20 protein-coding genes are annotated in these 23,441 nt (G+C 57.1%); 11 read left to right on the top strand and 9 right to left on the bottom strand.

The features are described from left to right. Positions 1 to 139 precede the first annotated feature (139 nt). The 4 genes from LH86_RS06810 to LH86_RS06795 all read left to right on the top strand — a co-directional run bounded on the left by LH86_RS06810 (position 140) and on the right by LH86_RS06795 (position 4,668). A complete protein-coding gene (locus LH86_RS06810; RefSeq protein ID WP_039299567.1) occupies positions 140 to 1,663 on the top strand; it encodes a sugar ABC transporter ATP-binding protein in 1,524 nt (507 codons plus the stop codon). After that, positions 1,656 to 2,648, top strand: a complete 993-nt coding sequence (locus LH86_RS06805) for an ABC transporter permease subunit (protein ID WP_008455753.1) — start codon at positions 1,656 to 1,658, stop codon at positions 2,646 to 2,648. The genes LH86_RS06810 and LH86_RS06805 overlap by 8 nt, the downstream gene beginning before the upstream one ends. Positions 2,649 to 2,683: 35 nt before the next feature. Next, positions 2,684 to 3,628 (top strand): ABC transporter substrate-binding protein, encoded by a 945-nt coding sequence (locus tag LH86_RS06800; RefSeq protein WP_008455755.1) that lies wholly within the window; start codon positions 2,684 to 2,686, stop codon positions 3,626 to 3,628. Positions 3,629 to 3,984: 356 nt separating this feature from the next. Then, complete coding sequence (locus LH86_RS06795; RefSeq protein ID WP_039299564.1) at positions 3,985 to 4,668, top strand: D-lyxose/D-mannose family sugar isomerase; 684 nt, start codon at positions 3,985 to 3,987, stop codon at positions 4,666 to 4,668. On the opposite strand, the gene LH86_RS06790 is transcribed toward LH86_RS06795, so the two are convergent. Then, positions 4,665 to 5,774 carry an FAD-dependent oxidoreductase gene (locus tag LH86_RS06790; RefSeq protein WP_039299562.1) on the bottom strand — a complete coding sequence of 370 codons (1,110 nt, stop codon included), beginning with the start codon at positions 5,772 to 5,774 and terminating at the stop codon, positions 4,665 to 4,667. The genes LH86_RS06795 and LH86_RS06790 overlap by 4 nt on opposite strands. A 99-nt stretch (positions 5,775 to 5,873) precedes the next feature. Between LH86_RS06790 and LH86_RS06785 the strand changes: the two genes are divergently transcribed. Then, on the top strand, positions 5,874 to 6,686 hold the full coding sequence (locus LH86_RS06785; protein WP_039299560.1) for an AraC family transcriptional regulator: 813 nt from the start codon (positions 5,874 to 5,876) through the stop codon (positions 6,684 to 6,686). A 3-nt stretch (positions 6,687 to 6,689) separates the two neighbouring features. Here the strand turns inward: LH86_RS06785 and LH86_RS06780 are convergent, their stop codons facing one another. Then, positions 6,690 to 7,424 (bottom strand): response regulator, encoded by a 735-nt coding sequence (locus LH86_RS06780; RefSeq protein ID WP_039299558.1) that lies wholly within the window; start codon positions 7,422 to 7,424, stop codon positions 6,690 to 6,692. A 294-nt stretch (positions 7,425 to 7,718) separates the two neighbouring features. Between LH86_RS06780 and fdhF the strand changes: the two genes are divergently transcribed. Beyond that, complete coding sequence (gene fdhF / locus LH86_RS06770) at positions 7,719 to 9,866, top strand: formate dehydrogenase subunit alpha (protein WP_081942997.1); 2,148 nt, start codon at positions 7,719 to 7,721, stop codon at positions 9,864 to 9,866. 171 nt (positions 9,867 to 10,037) lie between these two features. On the opposite strand, the gene gltP is transcribed toward fdhF, so the two are convergent. Continuing rightward, a complete protein-coding gene (gene gltP / locus LH86_RS06765; protein WP_008455769.1) occupies positions 10,038 to 11,351 on the bottom strand; it encodes a glutamate/aspartate:proton symporter GltP in 1,314 nt (437 codons plus the stop codon). Between the two features lie 426 nt (positions 11,352 to 11,777). On the opposite strand from gltP, the gene acs reads away from it, so the two are divergent. The 3 genes from acs to actP all read left to right on the top strand — a co-directional run bounded on the left by acs (position 11,778) and on the right by actP (position 15,778). After that, positions 11,778 to 13,736, top strand: coding sequence for an acetate--CoA ligase (acs, locus tag LH86_RS06760; RefSeq protein WP_039289388.1), 1,959 nt, complete (start codon positions 11,778 to 11,780; stop codon positions 13,734 to 13,736). An 81-nt stretch (positions 13,737 to 13,817) separates the two neighbouring features. After that, entirely contained in the window at positions 13,818 to 14,132 is a 315-nt protein-coding gene (locus LH86_RS06755) for a DUF485 domain-containing protein (RefSeq protein WP_008455772.1), read from the top strand. Beyond that, positions 14,129 to 15,778 carry a cation/acetate symporter ActP gene (gene actP, locus LH86_RS06750; RefSeq protein ID WP_039299552.1) on the top strand — a complete coding sequence of 550 codons (1,650 nt, stop codon included), beginning with the start codon at positions 14,129 to 14,131 and terminating at the stop codon, positions 15,776 to 15,778. Before LH86_RS06755 ends, actP begins: the two co-directional genes overlap by 4 nt. Before the next feature lie 39 nt (positions 15,779 to 15,817). Here the strand turns inward: actP and LH86_RS06745 are convergent, their stop codons facing one another. After that, the gene (locus LH86_RS06745; RefSeq protein ID WP_008455777.1) at positions 15,818 to 16,507 is read right to left on the bottom strand and encodes an LrgB family protein; all 690 of its coding nucleotides are present in this window, start codon (positions 16,505 to 16,507) and stop codon (positions 15,818 to 15,820) included. After that, positions 16,500 to 16,925, bottom strand: coding sequence for a CidA/LrgA family protein (locus tag LH86_RS06740; RefSeq protein ID WP_039299549.1), 426 nt, complete (start codon positions 16,923 to 16,925; stop codon positions 16,500 to 16,502). Before LH86_RS06740 ends, LH86_RS06745 begins: the two co-directional genes overlap by 8 nt. A gap of 101 nt (positions 16,926 to 17,026) precedes the next feature. On the opposite strand from LH86_RS06740, the gene LH86_RS06735 reads away from it, so the two are divergent. Continuing rightward, positions 17,027 to 17,926 (top strand): LysR family transcriptional regulator, encoded by a 900-nt coding sequence (locus LH86_RS06735; protein ID WP_039299546.1) that lies wholly within the window; start codon positions 17,027 to 17,029, stop codon positions 17,924 to 17,926. Positions 17,927 to 17,931: 5 nt separating this feature from the next. Here the strand turns inward: LH86_RS06735 and LH86_RS06730 are convergent, their stop codons facing one another. The 4 genes from LH86_RS06730 to soxR all read right to left on the bottom strand — a co-directional run bounded on the left by LH86_RS06730 (position 17,932) and on the right by soxR (position 23,023). Further along, positions 17,932 to 19,578, bottom strand: coding sequence for a Na+/H+ antiporter (locus LH86_RS06730; protein WP_008455781.1), 1,647 nt, complete (start codon positions 19,576 to 19,578; stop codon positions 17,932 to 17,934). A 149-nt stretch (positions 19,579 to 19,727) separates the two neighbouring features. Then, positions 19,728 to 21,077 carry a guanine/hypoxanthine transporter GhxP gene (ghxP, locus tag LH86_RS06725; RefSeq protein ID WP_039289375.1) on the bottom strand — a complete coding sequence of 450 codons (1,350 nt, stop codon included), beginning with the start codon at positions 21,075 to 21,077 and terminating at the stop codon, positions 19,728 to 19,730. 345 nt (positions 21,078 to 21,422) lie between these two features. Then, the gene (locus tag LH86_RS06720; RefSeq protein WP_039299543.1) at positions 21,423 to 22,091 is read right to left on the bottom strand and encodes a glutathione S-transferase family protein; all 669 of its coding nucleotides are present in this window, start codon (positions 22,089 to 22,091) and stop codon (positions 21,423 to 21,425) included. 476 nt (positions 22,092 to 22,567) lie between these two features. Beyond that, positions 22,568 to 23,023 carry a redox-sensitive transcriptional activator SoxR gene (gene soxR / locus LH86_RS06715; protein WP_039299540.1) on the bottom strand — a complete coding sequence of 152 codons (456 nt, stop codon included), beginning with the start codon at positions 23,021 to 23,023 and terminating at the stop codon, positions 22,568 to 22,570. An 80-nt stretch (positions 23,024 to 23,103) separates the two neighbouring features. Here soxR and soxS point away from each other — a divergent pair, with 80 nt between their 5' ends. Beyond that, positions 23,104 to 23,427 (top strand): superoxide response transcriptional regulator SoxS, encoded by a 324-nt coding sequence (soxS, locus tag LH86_RS06710; RefSeq protein WP_008455787.1) that lies wholly within the window; start codon positions 23,104 to 23,106, stop codon positions 23,425 to 23,427. Positions 23,428 to 23,441 lie beyond the last annotated feature (14 nt).

Here is a 23,441-nt window from a genome sequence, read left to right as displayed (position 1 = left end):
TTGATAAATATTTCCACACCGGGAATGTGATCCAGGTTAACTATTCAACTCTATGACAAATATGAACGGCCGCTGACATTTTGCATTTACCGGCGCGTGGTTGACTGGCCTTATAAATAACCACCACAGGCGCCGCACCATGAGCAGAGTCCCCATTCTGGAAATGCGCAATATTGCCAAGTCGTTTGGCAAATTTTATGCGCTAAAAGGCGTCGATTTAACGGTCTTTCCCGGTGAAATTCATGCGCTAATGGGCGAGAACGGCGCGGGCAAAAGTACCCTGATGAAGATCCTCGCCGGGGCTTACATCGCCACCAGCGGCGAAGTGCTGATTGACGGTGAGCCGTACGCCATCAAAGGCCCGAAAGATGCCCTCAACGCGGGCATCACGCTGATTTACCAGGAAATGCAGCTCGCGCCAAACCTTACCGTGGCGGAGAACATTTTCCTCGGCAGCGAACTGGCGCGCGGCGGCCTGGTGCAGCGTAAAGAGATGGTGCAGCAGGCGCAGGCGGTGATTGACCGCCTCGGGGCGCAGTTCAAAGCCACCGATCTCGTCATGAAGCTCACCATTGCCGAGCAGCAGCAGGTTGAGATTGCCCGTGCGCTGCAGCGCAACAGCCGCATTCTGGTGATGGATGAACCCACCGCCGCCCTCTCCTCCCGCGAAACGCATCGCCTGTTTGAGCTGATTTTCCGCCTGCGTGATGAAGGCATGGCGATTATCTACATCAGCCACCGCATGGCGGAAATCTATGAGCTGTCTGACCGGGTCAGCGTGCTGCGCGACGGCCAGTACGTCGGCAGCCTGACACGCGAAAACCTCAACGCCAGCGAGCTGGTGAAAATGATGGTGGGCCGCCCCCTCAGCGACCTGTTTAACAAAGAGCGTGATATCCCGCTGGGCAGCCCTCGCCTGAACGTGCATCACATGACGGACAACGGCAAAGTGCAGCCCGTCAGCCTGCATGTACGTTCCGGGGAAATAGTCGGCCTGGCTGGCCTGGTTGGTGCGGGGCGTTCAGAGCTGGCGCAGCTGATCTTCGGCGTGCGCAAACCTACGGGCGGAACGATTGAGATCGACGGCGAGCCGGTGACGTTGCATTCCCCCCGCGAGGCGATTCAGCACGGCATTGGCTTCCTGACCGAAAACCGCAAAGAACAGGGGCTGTTCCTTGAGCTGGCCGCGCAGGACAACATCACCATGGCCACGCTGGAGCGTGACGCCCACTTCGGCATGCTCGACCGCAAAAAAGCCCAGACCATTTCAGACGACGCCATCAGCCTGCTGAATATTCGCGTTCCTCACGCGCAGGTTCGTGCCGGGGGTCTTTCCGGCGGCAACCAGCAAAAACTGCTGATTTCCCGCTGGGTTGCCATTGGCCCGCGCATCCTGATCCTCGACGAGCCAACGCGCGGCGTGGACGTGGGCGCTAAAAGCGAGATTTACCGCATCATGAACCAGCTGGCCCGCCAGGGCGTGGCCATTTTAATGATTTCCAGCGAGCTGCCCGAAGTGGTGGGCATGAGCGACCGGGTGTACGTCATGCGCGAAGGCAGCATTGCCGGCGAGCTGCTGCGTCACGACATTACGCAAGAAAATATTATGACCCTGGCTACCGGCGTGACCGAGGCCCATAAGAAAGAGGTTCACCATGACTAACTCAGGCACGCAACCGGTGGCAAAATCCGCCTCGCTCAAAAAAGCCCTGTTCGGCGATTTGATGCAAACCGTCGGCATTTTGCCGATTCTGGTGCTGATCATCGCCGTATTTGGCTTTGTAGCGCCTAACTTCTTCACCGAATCTAACCTGCTCAATATCGCCCGGCAGTCGTCCATTAATATCGTGCTGGCGGCGGGGATGACCTTCATTATTTTGACCGGCGGCATCGATTTGTCCGTTGGCTCCATCTTAGGCACCACCGCCGTCACGGCGATGGTGGTGTCGCTAATGCCTGGCTGGGAAGGCCTGTCGATTCCGGCGGCGCTGCTGATGGGCACCGGGCTGGGGCTGTTTAACGGCATGCTGGTCGCCTGGGCGGGGCTACCGCCGTTTATCGTCACGCTTGGCACCTATACCGCGCTGCGCGGTGCGGCGTATCTGCTGGCCGACGGCACGACGGTGATTAACTCCAACATTAACTTTGAGTGGATTGGTAACGCCTATCTCGGCCCGGTGCCGTGGCTGGTGGTTATCGCCCTGCTGGTGATTGCGGTGTGCTGGTTCATTCTGCGCCGCACCACGCTGGGCGTTCATATCTACGCGGTGGGTGGCAACATGCAGGCGGCACGCCTGACCGGTATCAAAGTGTGGATGGTGCTGCTGTTCGTGTACGGCATGAGCGGGCTGCTTTCCGGCCTGGGCGGCATCATGAGTGCGTCACGGCTTTACAGCGCCAACGGTAACCTCGGCGTGGGCTATGAGCTGGACGCCATCGCCGCCGTTATCCTCGGCGGAACCAGCTTCGTGGGCGGGATTGGTACCATCACCGGCACGCTGGTGGGGGCGCTGATTATCGCCACGCTCAACAACGGCATGACGCTGATGGGCGTCTCCTATTTCTGGCAATTGGTGATCAAAGGGGCGGTGATCATCATAGCGGTGCTGATCGACAAATACCGTACCCGTCACAATCAGAGTGCATAACAACAAAACCCTACCCTACGAGTGAGGAAAACAGCATGCGTTTGAAACCTATAGTTACTGCGTTACTGGCTGGTGCAATGATCGCAGGCGCGCCGTTTGCCCAGGCGAAAGAGTTAAAGTCGATCGGCGTGACGGTGGGCGATCTCGCCAACCCGTTCTTCGTGCAGATCACCAAAGGTGCCGAGCTGGAAGCCCGCAAGCTTGCAGGAGATAACGTGAAGGTGACGCTGGTCTCCAGCGGCTACGATCTTGGCCAGCAGGTGGCGCAGATCGACAACTTTATCGCCGCCAAGGTGGACATGATCATCCTTAACGCCGCGGATTCCAAAGGGATCGGCCCGGCGGTAAAACGCGCGAAAGACGCCGGGATCGTCGTTGTGGCGGTGGACGTTGCGGCAGACGGCGCCGATGCCACGATCACTTCCGATAACACCCAGGCCGGGCAAATGGCCTGTAAATACATTTCGGATCGCCTGAAAGACAAAGGCAACGTGGTGATCATCAACGGGCCGCCGGTTTCCGCCGTGCAGAACCGCGTTGAAGGCTGCGAAACCGAATTCAAAAAACACCCGGACATCAAGATCCTTTCGTCTAACCAGAATGCTAAGGGCAGCCGCGAAGGTGGCCTGGAAGTGATGACCTCGCTGCTGGCGGCAAATCCGAAGATCGACGGCGTGTTTGCGATCAACGATCCGACGGCGATCGGGGCCGATCTGGCGGCAAAACAGGCTCAACGTAACGAGTTCTTTATTGTCGGCGTGGACGGCAGCCCGGACGGTGAAGAAGCCCTGAAGCGCGGCGGCAGCTCGCTGTTTGTGGCGACCCCGGCCCAGGATCCGCAGGTAATGGCGGCGAAAGCGGTTGAGATTGGCTATGACATTTTGCAGGGCAAACCCGCGCCGAAAGGTCCGGTGCTGATCCCGGTGACGATGATCGATAAGAGCAATATCGGCAGCTATAAAGGGTGGACGGTGAAGTAATTTGCCCCTCACCCCGGCCCTCTCCCCAAAGGGGAGAGGGAGAAAATCGTTAGGTGTCTTTCAGATCGAGTCAGAACGCCGTCAGTCCCCTCTCCCTTCCAGGGAGAGAGTTAGGGCGAGGCTTTGTCCTCTCCGACCGAGTCAGAACGCCATCAGTCCCCTCTCCCTTCAAGGGAGAGGGTTAGGGTGAGGGTTTGTCCTCTCCGGTCGAGTCAGAACGCCGTCAGTCCCCTCTCCCTTCCAGGGAGAGGGTTAGGGTGAGGGTTTATCCTCTCCGACCGAGTCAGAACGCCATCAGTCCCCTCTCCCTTCCAGGGAGAGGGTTAGGGTGAGGGTCCACATCAAAGGAAGGCCAGATGAAACGCTCCGAGGTCAATCAGTACCTGAATGAAACCCGGCAGTTTTTTGCCCGCCACGGGGTGCAATTGCCCCCGTTCGCCAGCTTCTCACCGCAAAAATGGCTGCAGGTTAATCCCCGCAGCTGGCAAGAGGTCTTCGATCTGAAACTCGGGTGGGATATCACCGACTTCGGCGGCGGCGACTTCCTGACTATGGGCCTGACGCTGTTTACCCTGCGCAATGGTTCCCCGGAAGGCGCTCCCTACGCCAAATCCTACGCCGAGAAAGTCATGCACGTGCGGGATAACCAGATGACGCCGATGCATTTTCACTGGAGCAAACAGGAAGACATCATCAACCGCGGCGGCGGGAACTTGATTGTCGAACTGTGGCAGTCAGATCCCTTTGAACAACCTGACGAAACAGACATCACGGTGGTTATTGACGGCTGCCGCCAGACGCACGCGGCGGGCAGCCAGCTGCGTTTATCGCCCGGAGAAAGCATCAGCCTGGTGCCGGAGATGTACCACAGCTTTTGGGGGGAGCCGGGCTATGGCGACGTGCTGGTCGGCGAAGTGTCGATGGTTAACGATGACGACCACGACAACCGCTTTTTAAAACCGCTTGAGCGCTTCAGCACCCTTACCGAAGATATCGCCCCAGCGCTGCTTTTGTGCCATGAATACCGGCAATTTATCTAGCCGGAAAGCTTCGCGGCCGCCACGGCGGAATCTGCTACGGCCGCTTTGCCTCTGGCAAGCATCAGACGTTCATAATCCGCCATGCCGGACAGACCTTTGCCGTGAAGCGTTGCGGCAAGATCGGCGGCATCTCTCAGCGCAGTATTAGCGCCAATGCCGCCAGCCGGGCTCATAGCGTGAACCGCATCGCCCAGCAACGTGACGTTTCCAGGCTGCCAGGCAATGGCCGAATTGCCGTAGCGAACCGGCAAGGTCGCAATATGTTCTGGTACAGTCCGTTGAATAAGCTTTTGCAGCATCGGGGGAAGAGACAGGCTGTTTAAGGGAACAGCTAAACGCGAAGCAGGGCCGATCAGTGCCCAGTAAAGATAATCTTCGGTCTGCGTGAGACTGCCGCCAAACCCTGCCTTTGACGCCAGCGCTGTAAAATCCTGGCGAAAACGCATTTCATCCACAATGGCGCCGAACCCGTCGCAAAACACTACGTTAGTGCCTTCGTACTCGGCCTTTTCTGCCGTTAAAGCGCTTTTGCCATAAAGGCAGAGATAGCCGGAATTCGCCGGCACGGCGTCTGGGGCAAGCTGTGCCCTGACCCGGGAATTGACGCCGTCCGCGCCGACCAGAAGCTGGCAGCTTGCCTCAGCCGTATGAGCAAACCTTAGCCCTACCAGGCCTTCACTTTCCTGATGGTACCCCTCAAAGGCGTGGCCGTAGCGCAAAGATCCCTCGAGGCCGCACATCAGGATTTCCCGCATCGTCTGGCGATGAATGCTTAAATCTGGCGCAAGGTCGGGGTTTTGCCCGGACTGATGCCAGCCTTCAGGCTGACGCCCATTGGCCTCTTGCCCGGCGCGATCCAAAAAACGCCCTTCCGTACTGGCTACCGAGGCCGTTTGCCGAAAAAGCTGATAAAGCGCAGGAGGCAACACCTCCGCCAGCGCCCGCTGCCCCTGGGCATCGATCCGAATCCGGTAGCCCTGGATACGGCTGTCGGGTGCCGGATCTGCCTCGTAAACGATGGCGCTAATGCCGCGACTTTTCAGACCCTGAGCCAGCGCCAGCCCGCCCAGTCCCGCACCAATAATTGCAACATTTGAAGTACTCATGAGGCTTCCTGTGTGGTTTGTTCTGGTCCCACAAAAGAGTTGCACGGCTCGCCAGAGCAAGGATAACGTTATACGGACGATAAATAGTGAAAACCGGCCATGATAAAAAATCCTCCTCAGCCACCAGCCCCCGATTACAGCGAATGGCTTAGCGGCCCGGCGCTGATTGCGCTTGAAGGCAGCGTCGCCCCTGAAAGTGAATACCTGCTCGGCACGCGTGAGGTGGCCTGGCACCAGCATTTGCGCGGCCAGGTTTTTTGCGTTGAGTCTGGTTTACTGCACGTTCACACAGCCGATGGGGCCTGGTTTTTGCCGCCTCATCGCGCCAGCTGGCTGCCGCCAGGCGTCACCCACAAAGTCAGCATTAGCGGGGCCGTCAAAGGCTGGACGCTGCTGATTGCGCCCGAAAACTGCTCGGGTTTGCCGGAAAAGCCCTGCGTGATTGCCGTTTCGGCGGTGCTTGACGCGCTCGCCCGTCGCGCCTGCGAATGGGATAAGCAGGCAGAACCCGAGCCGGAACAGCAGCGCATGGCCGCCGTTATTTACGACGAGATCTGCCGTGCGCCGCATGAAGCGCTGCATTTACCGATGCCGACGGACAGCCGGCTGAAAAAAGTGGCTTCTGCGCTGCTCGCCAACCCAGGCGATGAGCGGACTTTTGAAGCGTGGGCGGCGTTCGGGGCGCTTTCCCCCCGCACTCTGCGTCGTCTTTTTGTGGCGGAAACGGGACTGAATTTTGCCCAGTGGCGCAGGCAGGTTCGGCTGACCCACGGACTGGATAAGCTGGCACAGGGAATGTCGGTGGCGGAGGTCTCAGAATGGTTGGGCTATGCGTCGCCGGGCAATTTTATTCATATGTTCAAAAATGCCTTTGGCACTTCGCCCGCCCGCTATTTTTCGGCAGGGAAATAACCACTAAACCGCATTATTTTCGCCGTGAGTGATATCGGCGGCAAAAACGTAGCCCACGCCGCGGATGGTGCGAATCAGCGTGGGCTGGTGCGGGTTAACTTCAATTTTGCGCCGCAGCCTCATGATTAATACGTCGATGGTGCGGTCGAACACTTCGAGGCTTTCGCTGTGGGTTAGCTCGAGCAGCTTCTCCCGCGACAGCACTTTCCTGGCGTTCTGCACCAGGGAAAGCAGCAGGCCATATTCGCCCTGAGTGAGATCAACCTGCTGCTGTTGAGCGTTCATCAGCTGGCAGCGATCGGTGTCCAGCCGCCAGCCGTTAAACTGCAGCCCGCTGGTTTTGGTCGGGCTGCTTTCTACGGCCAGCGCCCCGCTGCGCCTCAGCACAGCTTTCACCCGCGCGACGACCACGCGACCGTTGAAGGGTTTGGCGATGTAGTCATCGGCGCCCATTTCCAGGCCCACCACCACGTCGGACTCGCTGCCCATACCGGTCAACATCACCACTGGCAAAGCGGGACGCAGTTTCTGCACCTGCTGAAGCACCAGCAGGCCGTTGGTATCCGGCAGCATCATGTCCAGCAGGATAAGCGCAATCGAAGGCTCTGCCGCCACAATTTGCAGCGCTTCATTGCCGCTGTGGCATACCAGCACATCAAAAACGTGTTCACTGAGCACATCGCGCAGCACGTCGCAAATGGCCTTGTCGTCATCCACCACCAGGATTGCAGGTTTCATTATTTTCTCCGGAGGTGAGGAGGTTCTTTTTAGTGTGAGCGATTGTTGATTGCGCGCCGCAGAAAGAACACAAATCCGTGCGGAATTTTCTATCACTGTCACAAATGGCCGTCAGTTCGACACGTCATTTATGACGAAATACCCGGCCTTTCGTCAGCCCGCTCGCCAGATACCCGCCAAACCCGCGCCAATACCCACTCACTCTATGTGGCATAGATCATGCATTGAGTGGCGCAGCAAGGCGGTTTGCATTTATCGCCGCACTTAAATGACAGCATTGACTGGAGCAACATGATGAAAAAAGTCGTCACGGTTTGCCCCTATTGCGCCTCGGGTTGCAAGATAAACCTGGTGGTGGATAACGGCAAAATCGTCAAGGCGGAAGGCGCACAGGGTAAAACCAACCAGGGCGACCTGTGCCTGAAGGGGTATTACGGTTGGGATTTTATCACCGACACCAAAATCCTTACCCCGCGCTTGAAAACCCCGATGATTCGCCGCGAGCGCGGCGGCAAGCTGGAAGCCGTTTCCTGGGATGAAGCGCTGGATTACGTCAGCTCACGCCTGAGCGAGATCAAAGCCAAGTATGGCCCGAACGCCATTCAAACCACCGGCTCCTCACGCGGGACCGGCAACGAAACCAACTATGTAATGCAAAAATTTGCGCGCGCCGTTATTGGAACCAATAACGTCGATTGCTGCGCACGTGTCTGACACGGCCCATCGGTTGCAGGTCTGCACCAGTCGGTCGGGAATGGCGCGATGAGTAACTCTATCGTCGAGATTGAGGATACTGATTTAGTCTTTGTGTTCGGGTACAACCCGGCAGATTCACACCCTATCGTGGCTAATCGCGTGATTAAAGCGAAGCAGAAAGGGGCACAGATTATCGTTGTCGATCCGCGCAAAATTGAAACCGCGCGCATTGCCGACATGCATTTAAGGTTACGTAACGGCTCGAACATCGCGCTGCTGAACGCGATTGGCCACGTCATTATTGAAGAGAATCTTTACGACCCCGCTTTCGTCGCTTCTCGTACCGAGGGCTTCGAGGAGTATCGCAAAATTGTTGAAGGCTACACGCCAGAATCCGTAGAAGAAATCACTGGCGTCAGCGCCGGGGAAATCCGTGCGGCCGCGCGTATGTATGCCAAAGCAAAAACGGCCACCATCCTGTGGGGCATGGGCGTGACCCAGTTCTACCAGGGCGTGGAAACCGTACGCTCGCTCACCAGCCTGGCGCTGATGACCGGCAACCTCGGTAAGCCTAACGTGGGCGTGAACCCGGTTCGTGGCCAGAACAACGTGCAGGGTGCCTGCGATATGGGCGCGCTGCCGGACATGTTCCCCGGCAACCAGTATGTTCGTGACGCGGAAACCCGCAGCAAATTTGCTGCAGCCTGGGGCGTTGACGCGCTGCCGGAAGCTAACGGTTATCGCATCAGCGAACTGCCTCACCGGGTTGAACACGGGGAAGTTCGCGCGGCCTATATTATGGGGGAAGATCCGCTCCAGACCGACGCCGAGCTTTCCGCCGTGCGCAAAGCGTTTGCCGGGCTTGAGCTGGTGATTGTGCAGGACATCTTCATGACCAAAACCGCCGCCGAGGCAGACGTTATTTTACCGTCCACCTCCTGGGGCGAGCATGAAGGCGTCTTCACCGCCGCCGACCGTGGCTTCCAGCGCTTCTTTAAAGCGGTTGAGCCGAAGTGGGATCTCAAAACGGACTGGCAGATTATCAGCGAAATCGCCACCCGTATGGGCTACCCGATGCACTACAGCAACACCCAGGAAATCTGGGACGAGCTGCGCCACCTGTGTCCGGACTTCTATGGGGCAACCTACGAGAAGATGGGCGAGCTGGGCTATATCCAGTGGCCTTGCCGGGACACTTCCGACGCGGATCAGGGCACATCTTACCTGTATGAGAGCAAGTTCGAGCGTCCTAACGGGCTGGGGCAATTCTTCACCTGCGACTGGGCGCCGCCTATCGATCGCGTCACCGACGATTACCCGATGGTGCTTTCGACAGTGCGTGAAGTGGGCCACTACTCCTGCCGTTCAATGACCGGGAACTGTGCGGCGCTGGCAGCGCTAGCCGATGAGCCGGGTTATGCGCAGATCCACGTCGAAGATGCCGCACGGCTGGGCATTGAAGATGAAGCGTTGATTTGGGTGAATTCGCGTAAAGGCCGGGTTATTACCCGAGCTGCGGTCAGCGAACGTCCGAATAAAGGCGCGGTGTACATGACCTATCAGTGGTGGATTGGTGCCTGTAATGAGCTGGTGACGGAGAACCTGAGTCCGATAACCAAAACGCCGGAGTACAAGTACTGCGCCGTGCGCGTCGAGCCGATTGCCGATCAGCAGGCCGCCGAGCAGTATGTGATTGATGAGTACAATAAGCTGAAGGCCCGGCTGCGCGAAAGCGCGATGGGGTAAGACATCCCCTCACCCTAACCCTCTCCCCAAAGGGGAGAGGGGATAAAGAAAATGTATTCTCCTTCGCCCCTTTGAGGAATTTTCCTCCCTCTCCCCTGTGGGAAAAGCGGATAACGAACATGTTTTCCTCCCTCTCCCCTTTGGGGAGAGGGCCGGGGTGAGGGGCTTTACTTAACTACTCGCCTTACTGTCAAACTTCCCAAAAAGCTCACGCTCATAGGCCTGGGCTTTTTTATGGTCGAATTTATGCTCCCACTTGGCGATAACCAGCACCGCCAGCGCGTTGCCAACCACATTCAGCGCGGTACGCGCCATATCCAGAATACGGTCAACCCCGGCAATAAACGCCAGCCCTTCCAGCGGAATACCGACGCTGCCAAGCGTTGCCAACAGCACCACGAAGGAAACACCCGGCACGCCAGCAATCCCTTTTGAGGTCACCATCAGCGTCAGCACCAGAATGATTTCCTGCCACAGCGACAGCTCGATGCCGTACAGCTGAGCGATAAAGATCGCCGCGATGCTCTGATAAAGCGTGGAGCCATCCAGGTTAAACGAGTAGCCGGTCGGCACCACGAAGCTGGTGATCGACGCCGGAGCGCCATAGGCTTCCATCTTCTCGATGATACGCGGCAGCACGCTCTCGGAGCTGGCGGTAGAGAACGCCAGAATCAGTTCGTCTTTCAGGATGCGCATCAGGATGGTGATTTTCAGCCCGCACAGGCGCGCCACCGCGCCCAGCACCACCAGTGCAAAGAAGGCAATCGCCACGTACACCAGCACCACCAGCTTCAGCAGCGGCCAGAGCGAGGCAAAACCAAAGTTCGCCACGGTCACGGAAATCAGCGCGAAAACGCCCACCGGCGCATAGCGCATCACCATGTGCGTCACTTTGAACATGGTTTCAGAGATGGAGCGGAAAACGGTCACCAGCGGCTCGCGGTGAGTCGCGGGCAGCGACGACAGCCCCAGGCCAAACAGTACCGAGAAGAAGATGATCGGCAGCATCTCGCCCTTCGCCATTGATGCCACGATGTTGGTTGGCACGAGTGACAGAATTGTCCCCATCAGGCCATGAGCATGGCTTTGTACATCCTGCGCGGTGTGCTGGTATTTCGAAATATCCACGGTAGCAAGCTGCGACATATCTATGCCGTGGCCCGGCTGGAAAACATTCGCGAGCGTAATGCCCAGAATGATGGCAACCGTCGTGATCACTTCGAAATAAATGATGGTTTTAGCGCCGATGCGGCCAAGCTGCTTTGCGTCGCCGACGCCCGCAATCCCGACCACCAGGGTGGAAATCACAATCGGCACGACGATCATTTTGATCAGGTGAATAAAGATATCGCCCGCCGGTGACAGCAGGTTAGCGACCAGCCATTCACGGCTATCACTTTGATAATGAAGAAAACTTCCCAGGATAATGCCCAGCACCAGCGCCAGCAAGATTTGCCAGGCCAGGCTCATTTTAAAGTTTTTCATAACGACGACAGTTCCTCAAAAAAACGCCATTCCCATGCTGTTGACTCAGGAGAAGGTCACAAACTGAAAGGGGGTATGACAAACATCAGGTGTTAAGCGGGGTTTTTTAAAGCGCCGTATCAGTACCATCCCGATAGGCTGCTGCGCAACCCTTCATTTTTAGGGTTATGCACTTACATTGCATAGATAAACAGGATTTTGCGGGGGAACATGAATATAACTTATTGTTATGGAAAAAATTTCATTATTTGTTTTTGGAAATAAATACCAAAGGTAATTATTTCTTATGATTCATCTGTTTGAACAATTTTTGCGCGATTATTTTAATGCGTGATCTGCCGCCCAAAAAGTAAACAAAGCTGCCAATACCCCTACTATTAACGTTTGTGTGACATATTATTAACATCCTAAAGGAGAAAAAAAGCCATGAGCCAAGTACACAAACACGCTATTCCCGCAAACATTGCGGACCGTTGCCTGATAAACCCGGAGCAGTACCAGGCCATGTATCAACAGTCGATACAGGACCCGGATGCGTTTTGGGGCGAACAAGGGAAAATTCTTGACTGGATCAAACCGTACCAAAAGGTGAAAAACACATCTTTTGCGCCGGGAAACATTTCTATTAAGTGGTATGAGGACGGAACGCTTAATTTAGCCGCAAATTGCCTCGACCGGCACCTGAAAGAACGGGGTGATCAAACCGCCATTATCTGGGAAGGCGACGACGCCACCCAGAGCAAAAACATCACTTATCGTGAGCTGCATCGCGATGTCTGCCGTTTTGCCAACACTTTGGTCGAACTGGGCATTAAGAAAGGCGATGTTGTCGCGATTTACATGCCGATGGTCCCGGAAGCCGCCGTTGCCATGCTGGCCTGCGCCCGCATTGGCGCCGTACATTCCGTGATCTTTGGCGGCTTCTCGCCGGAAGCCGTGGCCGGACGCATCATCGACTCCAGCTCTCGCCTGGTGATCACCGCCGATGAAGGCGTGCGCGCCGGGCGCTCAATTCCGCTGAAAAAGAACGTGGATGACGCGCTTAAAAACCCAAATGTGAAAACCGTTGAGCACGTTATCGTCCTGAAGCGTACCGGCGGTAAAATTGACTGGCACCAGAACCGCGACCTGTGGTGGCACGAGCTGACAGAGAAAGCCAGCGACCAGCACCAGCCGGTGGAAATGAACGCTGAAGATCCGCTGTTCATCCTCTATACCTCCGGCTCCACCGGCAAGCCAAAAGGCGTGCTGCACACCACCGGCGGCTATCTGGTGTATGCCGCGACCACCTTTAAATATGTCTTCGACTACCATCCGGGCGATGTCTACTGGTGTACCGCCGACGTAGGCTGGGTGACCGGGCACAGCTATCTGCTTTACGGCCCGCTGGCCTGCGGCGCGATCACGCTGATGTTTGAGGGCGTGCCTAACTGGCCGAAGCCAAACCGCATGGCGCAGGTGGTCGACAAGCATAAGGTGAATATTCTCTACACCGCGCCAACCGCCATTCGCGCGCTGATGGCCGAAGGGGATAAAGCCACCGAAGGCACCGACCGTTCTTCGCTGCGTATTCTTGGTTCCGTGGGCGAGCCCATCAACCCGGAAGCCTGGGAGTGGTACTGGAAGCACATCGGCAATGAGAAATGCCCGGTGATGGACACCTGGTGGCAGACGGAAACCGGCGGCTTTATGATCACCCCACTGCCGGGCGCCACCGAGCTGAAAGCGGGCTCCGCGACCCAGCCGTTCTTCGGCGTTCAGCCTGCGCTGGTTGATAACGAAGGCAATCCGCAGCTGGGTGCTACCGAAGGCAACCTGACCATTACCGACTCCTGGCCGGGCCAGGCGCGTACGCTGTTCGGGGATCACGAGCGCTTCGAGCAGACTTACTTCTCCACCTTCAAAAACATGTACTTCAGCGGCGACGGCGCGCGCCGTGACGAAGACGGTTATTACTGGATCACCGGCCGCGTGGATGACGTGCTGAACGTGTCCGGCCACCGCCTGGGTACCGCCGAGATTGAATCGGCGCTGGTGTCCCATCCGAAGATTGCCGAAGCCGCGGTGGTGGGGATTCCGCACAACATCAAAGGCCAGGCGATTTACGCCTACGTGACCCTGAACCACGGCGAAGAGCCGACGCCGGAGCTGTACGCCGAAGTGCGCAATTGGGTACGCAAAGAGATAGGCCCGCTTGCCACGCCGGACGTTCTGCACTGGACCGATTCGCTGCCGAAAACCCGCTCCGGCAAGATCATGCGCCGCATCCTGCGCAAGATTGCCTCCGGTGACACCAGCAACCTGGGCGATACCTCCACCCTCGCCGATCCGGGCGTAGTAGAAAAACTGCTGGAAGAAAAGCAGGCTTTATCCATACCTTCGTAACCTTGTTCTCCCCCTCTCCCGTTCAGGGAGAGGGAATAACTACAAATACCTACCCTACAAAAAACCTCTGGAGATTCTGTGATGAATGACACCATTTATCAGCGGATAGAAAGCAGTGCGCATTTCAGGGAGTTGGTTTCCAAAAGGCAACGGTTTGCCGCCCTTCTGTCACTGATTATGTTAGTGATTTACGTTGGTTTTATTTTGCTGATTGCTTTCGCACCCGCGTGGCTCGGCACCCCGCTACATGACGGCACCAGCGTCACGCGGGGCATCCCTATCGGCATCGGCGTGATCGTTATTTCCTTCCTGCTCACCGGGATTTATGTCTGGCGTGCTAACGGCGAATTTGACCGCCTGAATAACGAAGTGCTGCGTGAAGTGGGGGTTAAATGAAACGTTTTCTTGCGGTCTTTGCCGCTCTGCTGCCTGCCGGTGCCTTCGCCGCCGATGCCATAACCGGCGACGTGCAGCGCCAGCCAACTAACTGGCAGGCGATCATCATGTTCCTGATTTTCGTCGCGCTGACGCTGTATATCACTTACTGGGCGTCCAAGCGCGTTCGCTCCCGCAGCGACTATTACACCGCGGGCGGCAACATTACCGGTTTCCAGAATGGCCTGGCGATTGCCGGTGACTTTATGTCGGCGGCCTCGTTCCTCGGGATTTCCGCGCTGGTGTACACCTCAGGTTACGACGGCCTGATTTACTCCCTGGGGTTCCTCGTCGGCTGGCCGATTATTCTGTTCCTGATTGCCGAGCGCCTGCGTAACCTGGGCCGCTATACCTTTGCCGATGTGGCGTCGTATCGCCTCAAACAGGGGCCAATCCGCACGCTGTCGGCCTGCGGGTCGCTGGTGGTGGTTGCCCTTTATCTGATTGCCCAGATGGTTGGCGCCGGGAAGCTCATCGAGCTGCTGTTCGGCCTGAACTACCACGTCGCCGTGGTGCTGGTCGGCGTATTGATGGTGATGTACGTGCTGTTTGGCGGCATGCTGGCGACGACCTGGGTACAAATCATCAAAGCCGTGCTGCTGCTGTTCGGCGCAAGTTTCATGGCGTTTATGGTGATGAAGCATGTCGGTTTCAGCTTCAATAACCTGTTCAATGAGGCAATGGCGGTTCACCCTAAAGGTGCGGCGATCATGAGCCCTGGCGGGCTGGTGAAAGACCCTATTTCTGCGCTGTCCCTGGGCCTCGGCCTGATGTTTGGTACCGCTGGCTTGCCGCATATTCTGATGCGCTTCTTCACCGTGAGCGACGCCCGCGAAGCGCGTAAAAGCGTGTTTTACGCCACCGGCTTCATGGGCTACTTCTACATTCTGACCTTTATCATCGGTTTTGGCGCCATCATGTTAGTAGGTGCTAACCCAGCGTTTAAAGACGCGGCGGGCGCGCTGATTGGCGGCAACAATATGGCGGCGGTTCACCTTGCCGACGCGGTGGGCGGGAACCTGTTCCTCGGCTTTATCTCTGCGGTTGCTTTCGCCACCATCCTCGCGGTTGTGGCCGGGTTAACGCTGGCGGGGGCTTCGGCGGTGTCTCACGACCTTTACGCCAACGTCTTCCGCAAAGGCGCGTCCGAACGCGATGAGCTGAAAGTGTCGAAAATTACCGTTCTGGTGCTGGGCGTGGTGGCTATCCTGCTGGGCATTCTGTTTGAAAAACAGAACATTGCTTTCATGGTGGGGCTGGCCTTCTCCATTGCGGCGAGCTGTAACTTCCCGATTATCCTGCTGTCGATGTACTGGTCGAAGCTGACCACGCGCGGCGCAATGATTGGCGGCTGGCTCGGCCTGCTGACGGCGGTGGTACTGATGATTCTTGGCCCGACTATCTGGGTGCAGATCCTCGGCCACGAAAAAGCGGTCTTCCCGTACGAGTACCCGGCGCTGTTCTCTATTCTGATTGCGTTTATCGGCATCTGGCTGTTCTCGATTACCGATAACACGCCGGAAGGGAAGCTGGAGCGGGAGAAATTCCGTGCGCAGTTTATTCGCTCTCAAACCGGTATCGGCATCGATCAGGGGCGGGCTCACTAGTTAGTAAGTACTTACCGGGGCTATCGCTGCCCCGGTAGGTTAAAACATCAGCCAGCTGACCAGCGGCGCGACCAAAACCGTCACCACGCCGGACAGCATCATCACCAGGCTGGCAATCACCCCTTCCTGCGGCCCCAGCTCATAAGAACGAGCGGTGCCCGCACCGTGAGAAGCCGCGCCAAATCCGGCACCTTTGGCTATCCCTTCCCTGATCGACAGGCGCAGAAACAGCACGTCCCCTACCGCCATGCCGAACACGCCGGTGATCACCACAAACAGCGCCACCAGTTCCGGCTCGCCGCCGATGGGCTTCGCGGCCGCGAGGGCAAAAGGCGTGGTAATTGAGCGCACCGCAAGGCTGCGCTGAATGCCGTCCGGCAGGGTGAATAAGCGGGCCAGCCAAATCGAGCTGGTTACCGCCACCACCATCGCCGTCAGCACGCCCGCAGAAAGCGACATCCAGTGGCGTTTAATCACCCGGAGGTTGTCATAAACCGGCACCGCAAAAGCAATGGTGGCAGGCCCAAGCAGCCACAGCAGCCAGTGCGCTTCCCCCATATAGTTGCTGTAGGAGATATGGCCGAAGACGAGCATCCCCACCAGCAGCACCGGTGTAAAGACCAGCGGCATTAGCGGCAGTTTGCGAAAGCGGCGATACAGGCGTTTATTGGCGAAGTAGAAAACCAGCGTGACCACAAGGCACAGCACGCTGAGCTGGAAATTAGTCATTGCGGGACTGCCTGCGGGCTTCGCGCGCCAGCTCAAAGCGGTAGACTTTTTCCACCACAAAGGCCGTGCTGCCGAGCACCAGCACGGTGCTGACCGCAATCACGGCAAAAATGCGCCAGCCTTCCAGCATCAGCAGCTGCGAGTAATTCACCACGGCCACGACCGCCGGGACGAAGAACAGCAGCATTTCGGCCAGCAGCCATTTCGACCCTTCCCTGACCCATTTCAGCGGTACGATGCGGCAAATTATCAGCGCCAGCAGGAGCAACATCCCCACCAGATTCGCGGGCAGCGGCAGATGCCCCCACGTCACCAACTGTTCGGCAAAAACAAAAAGTCCGGCGTACAGGGCAACCTGCACGGGGACACGCAGGCTATGCATTACAGCAGGCGTAAAGCGGCCTAACGCCAAAGCCATGATCGGTGCTCCAGAAAAAATACCAGCCCCGATTATAGAGAGCGGTTCATCGCTACTGAAATGAATTAAAATCATTGCAGGTATAGTTAACAGGAATAGTTATGGACATCAGAACGCTGCGTTATTTCGTTGAAGTCGTCCGCCAGCAGAGCTTCACCCGGGCGGCGGAGAAGATGTTCGTCACGCAGCCCACCATCAGCAAAATGCTGCGTAACCTTGAGGATGAGCTGAACTGCACGCTGCTGATCCGCGACGGCCGCCGCCTGCTGCTGACCGATACCGGCCAGGTGGTATTCCAGCGCGGGCTGGCCATCCTCGCCGAGTTTCGCCAGCTTGAGGCCGAGCTGAGCGATATCAAGCAGCTCACCAACGGCGTGCTGCGCCTGGGCATTCCACCGATGGTGGGCACGCTGATGACTGGCCCGATAGGCGTGTATCAGCACCGCTACCCCGGCGTGGAGTTCAAGATTTCCGAGTTCGGCGGCCTGACGGTGCAGCAGGCGGTGCTCAACGGCGACCTGGATTTGGCGGTAACGGCCATTCCCGTAGAAGACGAAGGCGCGCTGACGGTAATGCCGCTGTTTCGCCATCCGCTCTGCGTGCTGGTGCCCCGCTCCGGCCCGTGGATTGGCCGCACAAGCGTTGACCCGGCCGAGCTGGCCGAGCACCCGCTGCTTATCTACAACGAAGATTTCTCTCTTAGCCGCCAGCTGATGCAGCTGTTTGCCGACAACGGTTTTACCCCACGCATTGCGGTGCGCAGCGGGCAGTGGGATTTCCTGGCGGCGATGGTACAGGGTGGCGTGGGAATTGCCGTGCTGCCGGAACCGATTTGCCGCAAGCTGGACCACACCACGCTGATGTGGCTGCCGCTGAACAGCAACCTGAGCTGGCAGTTAGGGATGATTTGGCGTGAAGGGGTTTATATTTCGCAGAGCGCACAGGCGTGGATTGATTGCTGCAGAGAGTTCTGGCCGGAAATGGACACCGGCCAGAACTAGCGGGATTACTCTTTCTCGATCAGCAGCGCTTCCAGCAGGTCGAGATCGTGCAGGAGTTTTTGCAGGGTCTCGTTGCTGATTTGCTGGGTGGCGCGCAGATGGTAAAGCTCGGCGCGCTCTGAGCGCAGCGCGGTCAGGCGGAAGCGGCGCTCAAGGTTCTCTTCCAGCTCGCTGCTTTCAACGTCATTTCGCCCGTCTGCACGGCGGCGTAAATTCCCGATAACCCGCGAACTCACCTCTTTCAGCAGCTGGTCGTCGATATTCTCTTCGCTGTCCGCGGCCAGGCGCTCTTCCATTTTCTGGATAGCAACAATCGCCACTTCAGCCGTGGCGGAACGGGCCAGCCGCTCCTCTTTGCGCGACAGCGATTTATCCCCAACCTCAACGTTTCGCAGCAGAATCGGCAGCATGATGACCCCGGCAAACAGCGAGAACAGGATCACGCCTGCGGAGAGGAAAATCAGCTCATAGCGCGCCGGGAAAGGCGTGCCGTCGTTCAGCAGCAGCGGAATGGAAAGCACACCGGCCAGGGTGATGGCCCCGCGCACACCAGCGAAAGAGGCAATGCCCAGCTCGCGGGTAGTAAAGGAGCCAAACTCCAGCGGGCGCTTTTTCAAAAAGCGCAGGCTGAGCCGCTTCATCGACCACAGCCACAGGAAACGCACCGCAATCAGGGCGAAATAGATCATCGCCACGTCGAGGAACAGCATCCACAGCTCAACGTTCGGATCGGCATTGGCCGCCGCAACGGACGTTTCGAGAATGCCCGGCAGCTGCAGGCCCAACAGCAGGAAAACCATGCCGTTAAACACAAACTCCAGCATCGCCCAGACGCTGTTCGCGCGCAGGCGCATGGTCAGCGGGGCGCTACGCAGCACGCCGGAGCGGGTAATGGTCATCCCTGCGGCCACCGCCGCCAGAATGCCGGAAACGCCGATATGTTCAGCAATCAGGTAAGAAGCAAATGGCAGCAGCAGCAACAGCAGGATTTGGGTGGCGGGTTCGTCCCCGCTCCAGCGGCTCATCAGGCGCAGCGATTTGCCATACAGCCAGCTGACCGCAATCCCCGCTAGCAGGCCGCCAATGGCAACCTTGAAGAACTCCAGTGAAGCCCCGCCCACGCTAAAGGCCATCGCCCCAACGGCGACCGCCACCGCAAGCTTCAGGGACACCAGGCCAGAGGCGTCGTTCATCAACGCTTCGCCCTGCAATATCCCCATGATCTTCTTCGGAATACGCCCTTCTCCGACAATGCCGGACAGCGCCACGGCATCCGTCGGTGACAGCACGGCGGCCAGCGCAAAAGCAGGCACCAGCGGAATACCCGGCACCAGGAAGTAAATCAGGAAGCCGATGCCGACCACGGTGACCAGCACCAGCACCAGCGCCAGGCCTATAATTTCCCGGCCATGATGGAGAAACTCGTGGGTGGGCGTTTTCCAGCCGTCGGCAAACAGCAGCGGCGGAATGAACAGCACCAGGAACAGCTCAGGATCGAATTCAACGTGTAAGCCAAAGTGCGGCCAGGCGAGCAGCGCCCCGATAGCAATTTGCATTAACGGCAGTGGGATCTGAAACGGCAACATACGTGTTACCACCCCAGAGAGAGAGACCACGAGGGTCATAATCAAGATTGTGAAGAAAATTTCCATGTTTTCCCTGGACGTGATGTGTGATTTGAAGCGTCACTCTTAGCGGTTGTTTTAATAATAAAACAACTTTTTGCATCACATTGGAACCGGAAATGCCCGAAGTGGGTGAAAGCGGCGGGTTACAGAGCGCAACCCGCACGAATTGAAAATCAGATAGCCCAGCCGCCAGCGTAGAACGCCACCAGCGCAACGGCAATCACCACGGTGCCGATGTTCAGCTTGCGCCATTCACCGGAGACAACGCGGCCAATCACCAGAGAGGCAAAGCCAATCATGATGCCGGTCACGATGTTACAGGTCAGCACGATGAACACCGCGGTAATCAGCCCGGCCATCGCATCCACGAAGTCGGCAAAGTCGATTTTGGCGACGTTGCTCAGCATCAGCAGGCCAACATACATCAGCGCAGGTGCCGTGGCGTAGGCAGGTACCAGGTAAGAGAGCGGCGACAGGAACAGGATCAGCAGGAACAGCACGCCAACGGTGATTGCAGTCAGACCGGTTTTGCCGCCTGCGGCGGTACCCGCTGCAGATTCGATGTAAACCGCTGCCGGAGCTGCGCCCACCAGGCCGGAGAACACGCTGCTCAGGGAGTCGGTGGTCAGCGCTTTGCCGCCGTCGATGATCTGGCCGTCTTTGTCCAGCAGGTTCGCCTGACCAGCTACCGCACGGATAGTGCCAGTGGCGTCAAACACGGCGGTCATCACCAGCGCCAGCACGCTCGGCAGAATGATCGGGTTCAGCGCGCCCATGATATCCAGGCTGCCAATCAGCGAGTTGCCTTTGTCATCGCTCAGCGACGGCATGGCGAAAACGCCGGAGAAATGCACGTTCGGGTCGAAGATCAGGCCGACGATGGACACGCCGATAATGGTCAGCAGAATGCCGCCCGGCACCTTCAGTTTTTCCAGACCAATGATCACCGCCAGGCCAATCAGCGACATGATCACCGGGAAGCTGGCGAAATGCCCCAGCGCAACCGGCAGCCCGTCCAGCGGGTTTTTAATCACCAGGCCGACGCCGTTCGCGGCAATCAGTAGCAGGAACAGGCCGATACCGATCCCGGTGCCGTGCGCCACGCCCATCGGCAGATTGCGTAAAATCCAGCTACGAATGCCGGTGGCAGAGATAATGGTGAACAGAACGCCCATCAGGAACACCGCGCCAAGGGCGACCGGCACGCTGATGTGCTGGCCGAGCACCAGGCTAAAGGCGGTGAAAGCGGTCAGCGAGATAGCGCAGCCGATGGCCAGCGGCAGGTTCGCCCACAGGCCCATCACGATGGAGCCCACGCCCGCCACCAGGCAGGTAGCCACAAAGACCGCCGCCGGTGGGAACCCGGCTTTGCCGAGCATTCCCGGTACAACGATCACCGAGTAAACCATAGCAAGGAAGGTTGTCAGACCGGCGACAACTTCCTGACGCACGGTGCTGCCGCGTGCAGAGATTTTGAACCAGGCGTCGAGCGAACCGCCGGCGCGCGGAGAAGGTGTAGACATAGTGAAAAATCCCCTGAGATTTTTAGAATGACGTTTGCCCGGGTGGTGGACATCCCGCTGCCAGTTAAACGTTGTCTCCCTGCGCTACGATTGTGACAAAAGGGGTGTCACAAAAAAGCAATCGTTTAACTCCACACGGACAAATCGGTGTTACAGAATTAAGGCAAACGATTATCCAGCCTTCCTGACGGGATTTTCAACTTAACTTTTGCGATTTTCGCGGAAAATATGCTCAGCTGATGAATTAATCGCCTTACGGTGCGCAAACGTTATCGTCAATGCGCAATTTCGCAACAAAAACGCAAAAAGTTGGGCTAATTTTCTCTCGCTTTGCTTCTTCGGCGATCACGCCCCTGGGATCTCAAAAGGGCCGCCTTGATTTAACGCTCGCTGCCAGGCGGGGCGCGTTTGCACGTTTTTCATCCACGCCTGGGTGTGCGGCATGTCGTTGACTTCCCCTCTCGCCAGCAGCGCGGCCACCGGGAAACTCATCTGAATATCTGCCGCGCTAAACTGCTGCCCGGCGAACCACGGGTGCTGGCTCAGGTGATCCTCGATAAAACGGGCATGGGTGCTGAGTTGCTTATTCAACCAGGCTTTCTGCACGCCCTGCCCCAGCGCCTTGCCCACCGGGCGTAGCGGCCAGGGCACAGGTGCTTTACCGAGGCTGCCAAACACCAGCTTCATTAACAGCAGCGGCATCAGCGACCCTTCGGCGTAATGCAGCCAGAAGCGATACTGGATTTTGTCGTTAATCTCCTGCGGCTTCAGGCGGTTTTCACTGTCGTAGGTTTCCTGCAGGTACTCAAGAATGGCACCTGATTCCGCCAGGATATGGCCGTTATCTTCCACGACAGGGGATTTCCCCAGCGGATGGATTTTTTTTAGCGCTTCCGGGGCAAGCATGGTGGGTTCCCGCTGGTAACGCACGATCTGATAGGGCTGCGCCAGTTCTTCCAGCATCCAGAGCACGCGCTGGGAACGGGAATTATTGAGGTGATGCACCGTGAGCATGAGGTAACCCTCTGTTTAGCCAGATGGAATAACTATAGGAAAGCCGTACACGCATCACATGTCAAAAAAATGAACAAAAAAAGAACAATTGACCTTGCAAAGTGAAGGGGCAGACCTACACTTAAATTGTCGGTGCAGACCGGAACCTCCAAAGTCAGTGAAGTGTGTACGTAGGTATGTGTAAGCGTTATCGAGGGGTGCCGACGTCGGGGGAAACCCTCCTGTCAGAACGGGATAGAGCGAAAGACAAAGACCGGAAAACAACTAAAGCGCCCTTGTGGCGCTTTAGTTTTATGTGGCAACGGATGATTCCTGTTGAGCAATGAAGCTACAGAGAACGTCATTAATAAACCTGGAAAATCAATTCATTGATTTTCGGCTAATAACAACAAAGAGGGAAAAACCACGCTTTTTCCCTCTTTGTCAGCCGTCTTGAGCGCCCTTGTGGCGCTTTAGTTTTATGTAAAACACGCATTCTACTCTTCCAGCAGCCGTGCGCCGGTACCCTGCTCGCCCAGCTTATCTCCCGGGTTACGCAGCGGGCATTCCGCCCCGGATAAACAGCCACAGCCAATGCAGCCATTCAGTTCGTCACGCAGCGCGGTCAGCGTGGCAATGCGGTGGTTCAGCTCTTCGCGCCATTGGGACGACAGCTTCTTCCAGTCGTTTTTGTTGATCGAATGGCCGTCGGGCAGGACGCCAAACGCATCCCCGACGGTGCTCAGTGGAATGCCAATGCGTTGCGCGATTTTTATTATCGCTACCGTTCGCAGCACATCACGCTGATAACGCCGCTGGTTGCCTGCATTTCTCGTACTTTTGATCAAACCTTTGCTTTCGTAAAAGTGAAGCGCGGAGACGGCCACGCCGCTGCGCTTCGCCACTTCACCGGGCGTTAACAGCGTTTTTATTCGGGGTAATTTCTTTTCCATAATGCTCTTTACCTCAAGTTAACTTGAGGAATTATACTCCCTGGCAATGAAACTAGCTAACCCGGAAATGAGGACGACTCATGGCTCACCAGGACATCATTTATACGTTGACTGAATGGATTGATGAACATATTGACCAGCCGCTGAACATCGACGTGGTGGCGAAAAAATCAGGTTATTCAAAGTGGTATTTACAGCGTATGTTCCGTACAGTGATGCACCAGACGCTGGGTGAGTACATCCGCCAGCGCCGCCTGCTGATGGCCGCCACGGCGCTGCGCACCACCCAGCGCCCTATTTTTGATATCGCGATGGACTACGGGTACGTTTCGCAGCAGACCTTCTCCCGCGTGTTCCGCCGTGAGTTTGACCGTACGCCAACGGATTACCGCCATCAGGCCTAAGAAAACCAACAGGA

Source organism: Cedecea neteri, from assembly GCF_000758325.1.
GTDB classification, from domain to species: domain Bacteria; phylum Pseudomonadota; class Gammaproteobacteria; order Enterobacterales; family Enterobacteriaceae; genus Cedecea; species Cedecea neteri_B.
Note: the sequence above shows the minus strand (reverse complement) of the source record. Positions and strands in the feature narration are given on the sequence as shown.

What these genes read in the sequence shown, in the direction of transcription:
- acs (WP_039289388.1), top strand. Translation starts at nt 11,778, where the DNA reads ATGAGCCAAGTACACAAACACGCTATTCCCGCAAACATTGCGGACCGT.
- LH86_RS06800 (WP_008455755.1), top strand. Translation starts at nt 2,684, where the DNA reads ATGCGTTTGAAACCTATAGTTACTGCGTTACTGGCTGGTGCAATGATC.
- LH86_RS06755 (WP_008455772.1), top strand. Translation starts at nt 13,818, where the DNA reads ATGAATGACACCATTTATCAGCGGATAGAAAGCAGTGCGCATTTCAGG.
- ghxP (WP_039289375.1), bottom strand. Translation starts at nt 21,077, where the DNA reads ATGTCTACACCTTCTCCGCGCGCCGGCGGTTCGCTCGACGCCTGGTTC.
- LH86_RS06720 (WP_039299543.1), bottom strand. Translation starts at nt 22,091, where the DNA reads ATGCTCACGGTGCATCACCTCAATAATTCCCGTTCCCAGCGCGTGCTC.
- gltP (WP_008455769.1), bottom strand. Translation starts at nt 11,351, where the DNA reads ATGAAAAACTTTAAAATGAGCCTGGCCTGGCAAATCTTGCTGGCGCTG.
- LH86_RS06745 (WP_008455777.1), bottom strand. Translation starts at nt 16,507, where the DNA reads ATGACTAATTTCCAGCTCAGCGTGCTGTGCCTTGTGGTCACGCTGGTT.
- soxS (WP_008455787.1), top strand. Translation starts at nt 23,104, where the DNA reads ATGGCTCACCAGGACATCATTTATACGTTGACTGAATGGATTGATGAA.
- LH86_RS06740 (WP_039299549.1), bottom strand. Translation starts at nt 16,925, where the DNA reads ATGGCTTTGGCGTTAGGCCGCTTTACGCCTGCTGTAATGCATAGCCTG.
- actP (WP_039299552.1), top strand. Translation starts at nt 14,129, where the DNA reads ATGAAACGTTTTCTTGCGGTCTTTGCCGCTCTGCTGCCTGCCGGTGCC.
- LH86_RS06735 (WP_039299546.1), top strand. Translation starts at nt 17,027, where the DNA reads ATGGACATCAGAACGCTGCGTTATTTCGTTGAAGTCGTCCGCCAGCAG.
- soxR (WP_039299540.1), bottom strand. Translation starts at nt 23,023, where the DNA reads ATGGAAAAGAAATTACCCCGAATAAAAACGCTGTTAACGCCCGGTGAA.
- LH86_RS06785 (WP_039299560.1), top strand. Translation starts at nt 5,874, where the DNA reads ATGATAAAAAATCCTCCTCAGCCACCAGCCCCCGATTACAGCGAATGG.
- LH86_RS06780 (WP_039299558.1), bottom strand. Translation starts at nt 7,424, where the DNA reads ATGAAACCTGCAATCCTGGTGGTGGATGACGACAAGGCCATTTGCGAC.
- LH86_RS06730 (WP_008455781.1), bottom strand. Translation starts at nt 19,578, where the DNA reads ATGGAAATTTTCTTCACAATCTTGATTATGACCCTCGTGGTCTCTCTC.
- LH86_RS06795 (WP_039299564.1), top strand. Translation starts at nt 3,985, where the DNA reads ATGAAACGCTCCGAGGTCAATCAGTACCTGAATGAAACCCGGCAGTTT.
- LH86_RS06790 (WP_039299562.1), bottom strand. Translation starts at nt 5,774, where the DNA reads ATGAGTACTTCAAATGTTGCAATTATTGGTGCGGGACTGGGCGGGCTG.
- LH86_RS06810 (WP_039299567.1), top strand. Translation starts at nt 140, where the DNA reads ATGAGCAGAGTCCCCATTCTGGAAATGCGCAATATTGCCAAGTCGTTT.
- LH86_RS06805 (WP_008455753.1), top strand. Translation starts at nt 1,656, where the DNA reads ATGACTAACTCAGGCACGCAACCGGTGGCAAAATCCGCCTCGCTCAAA.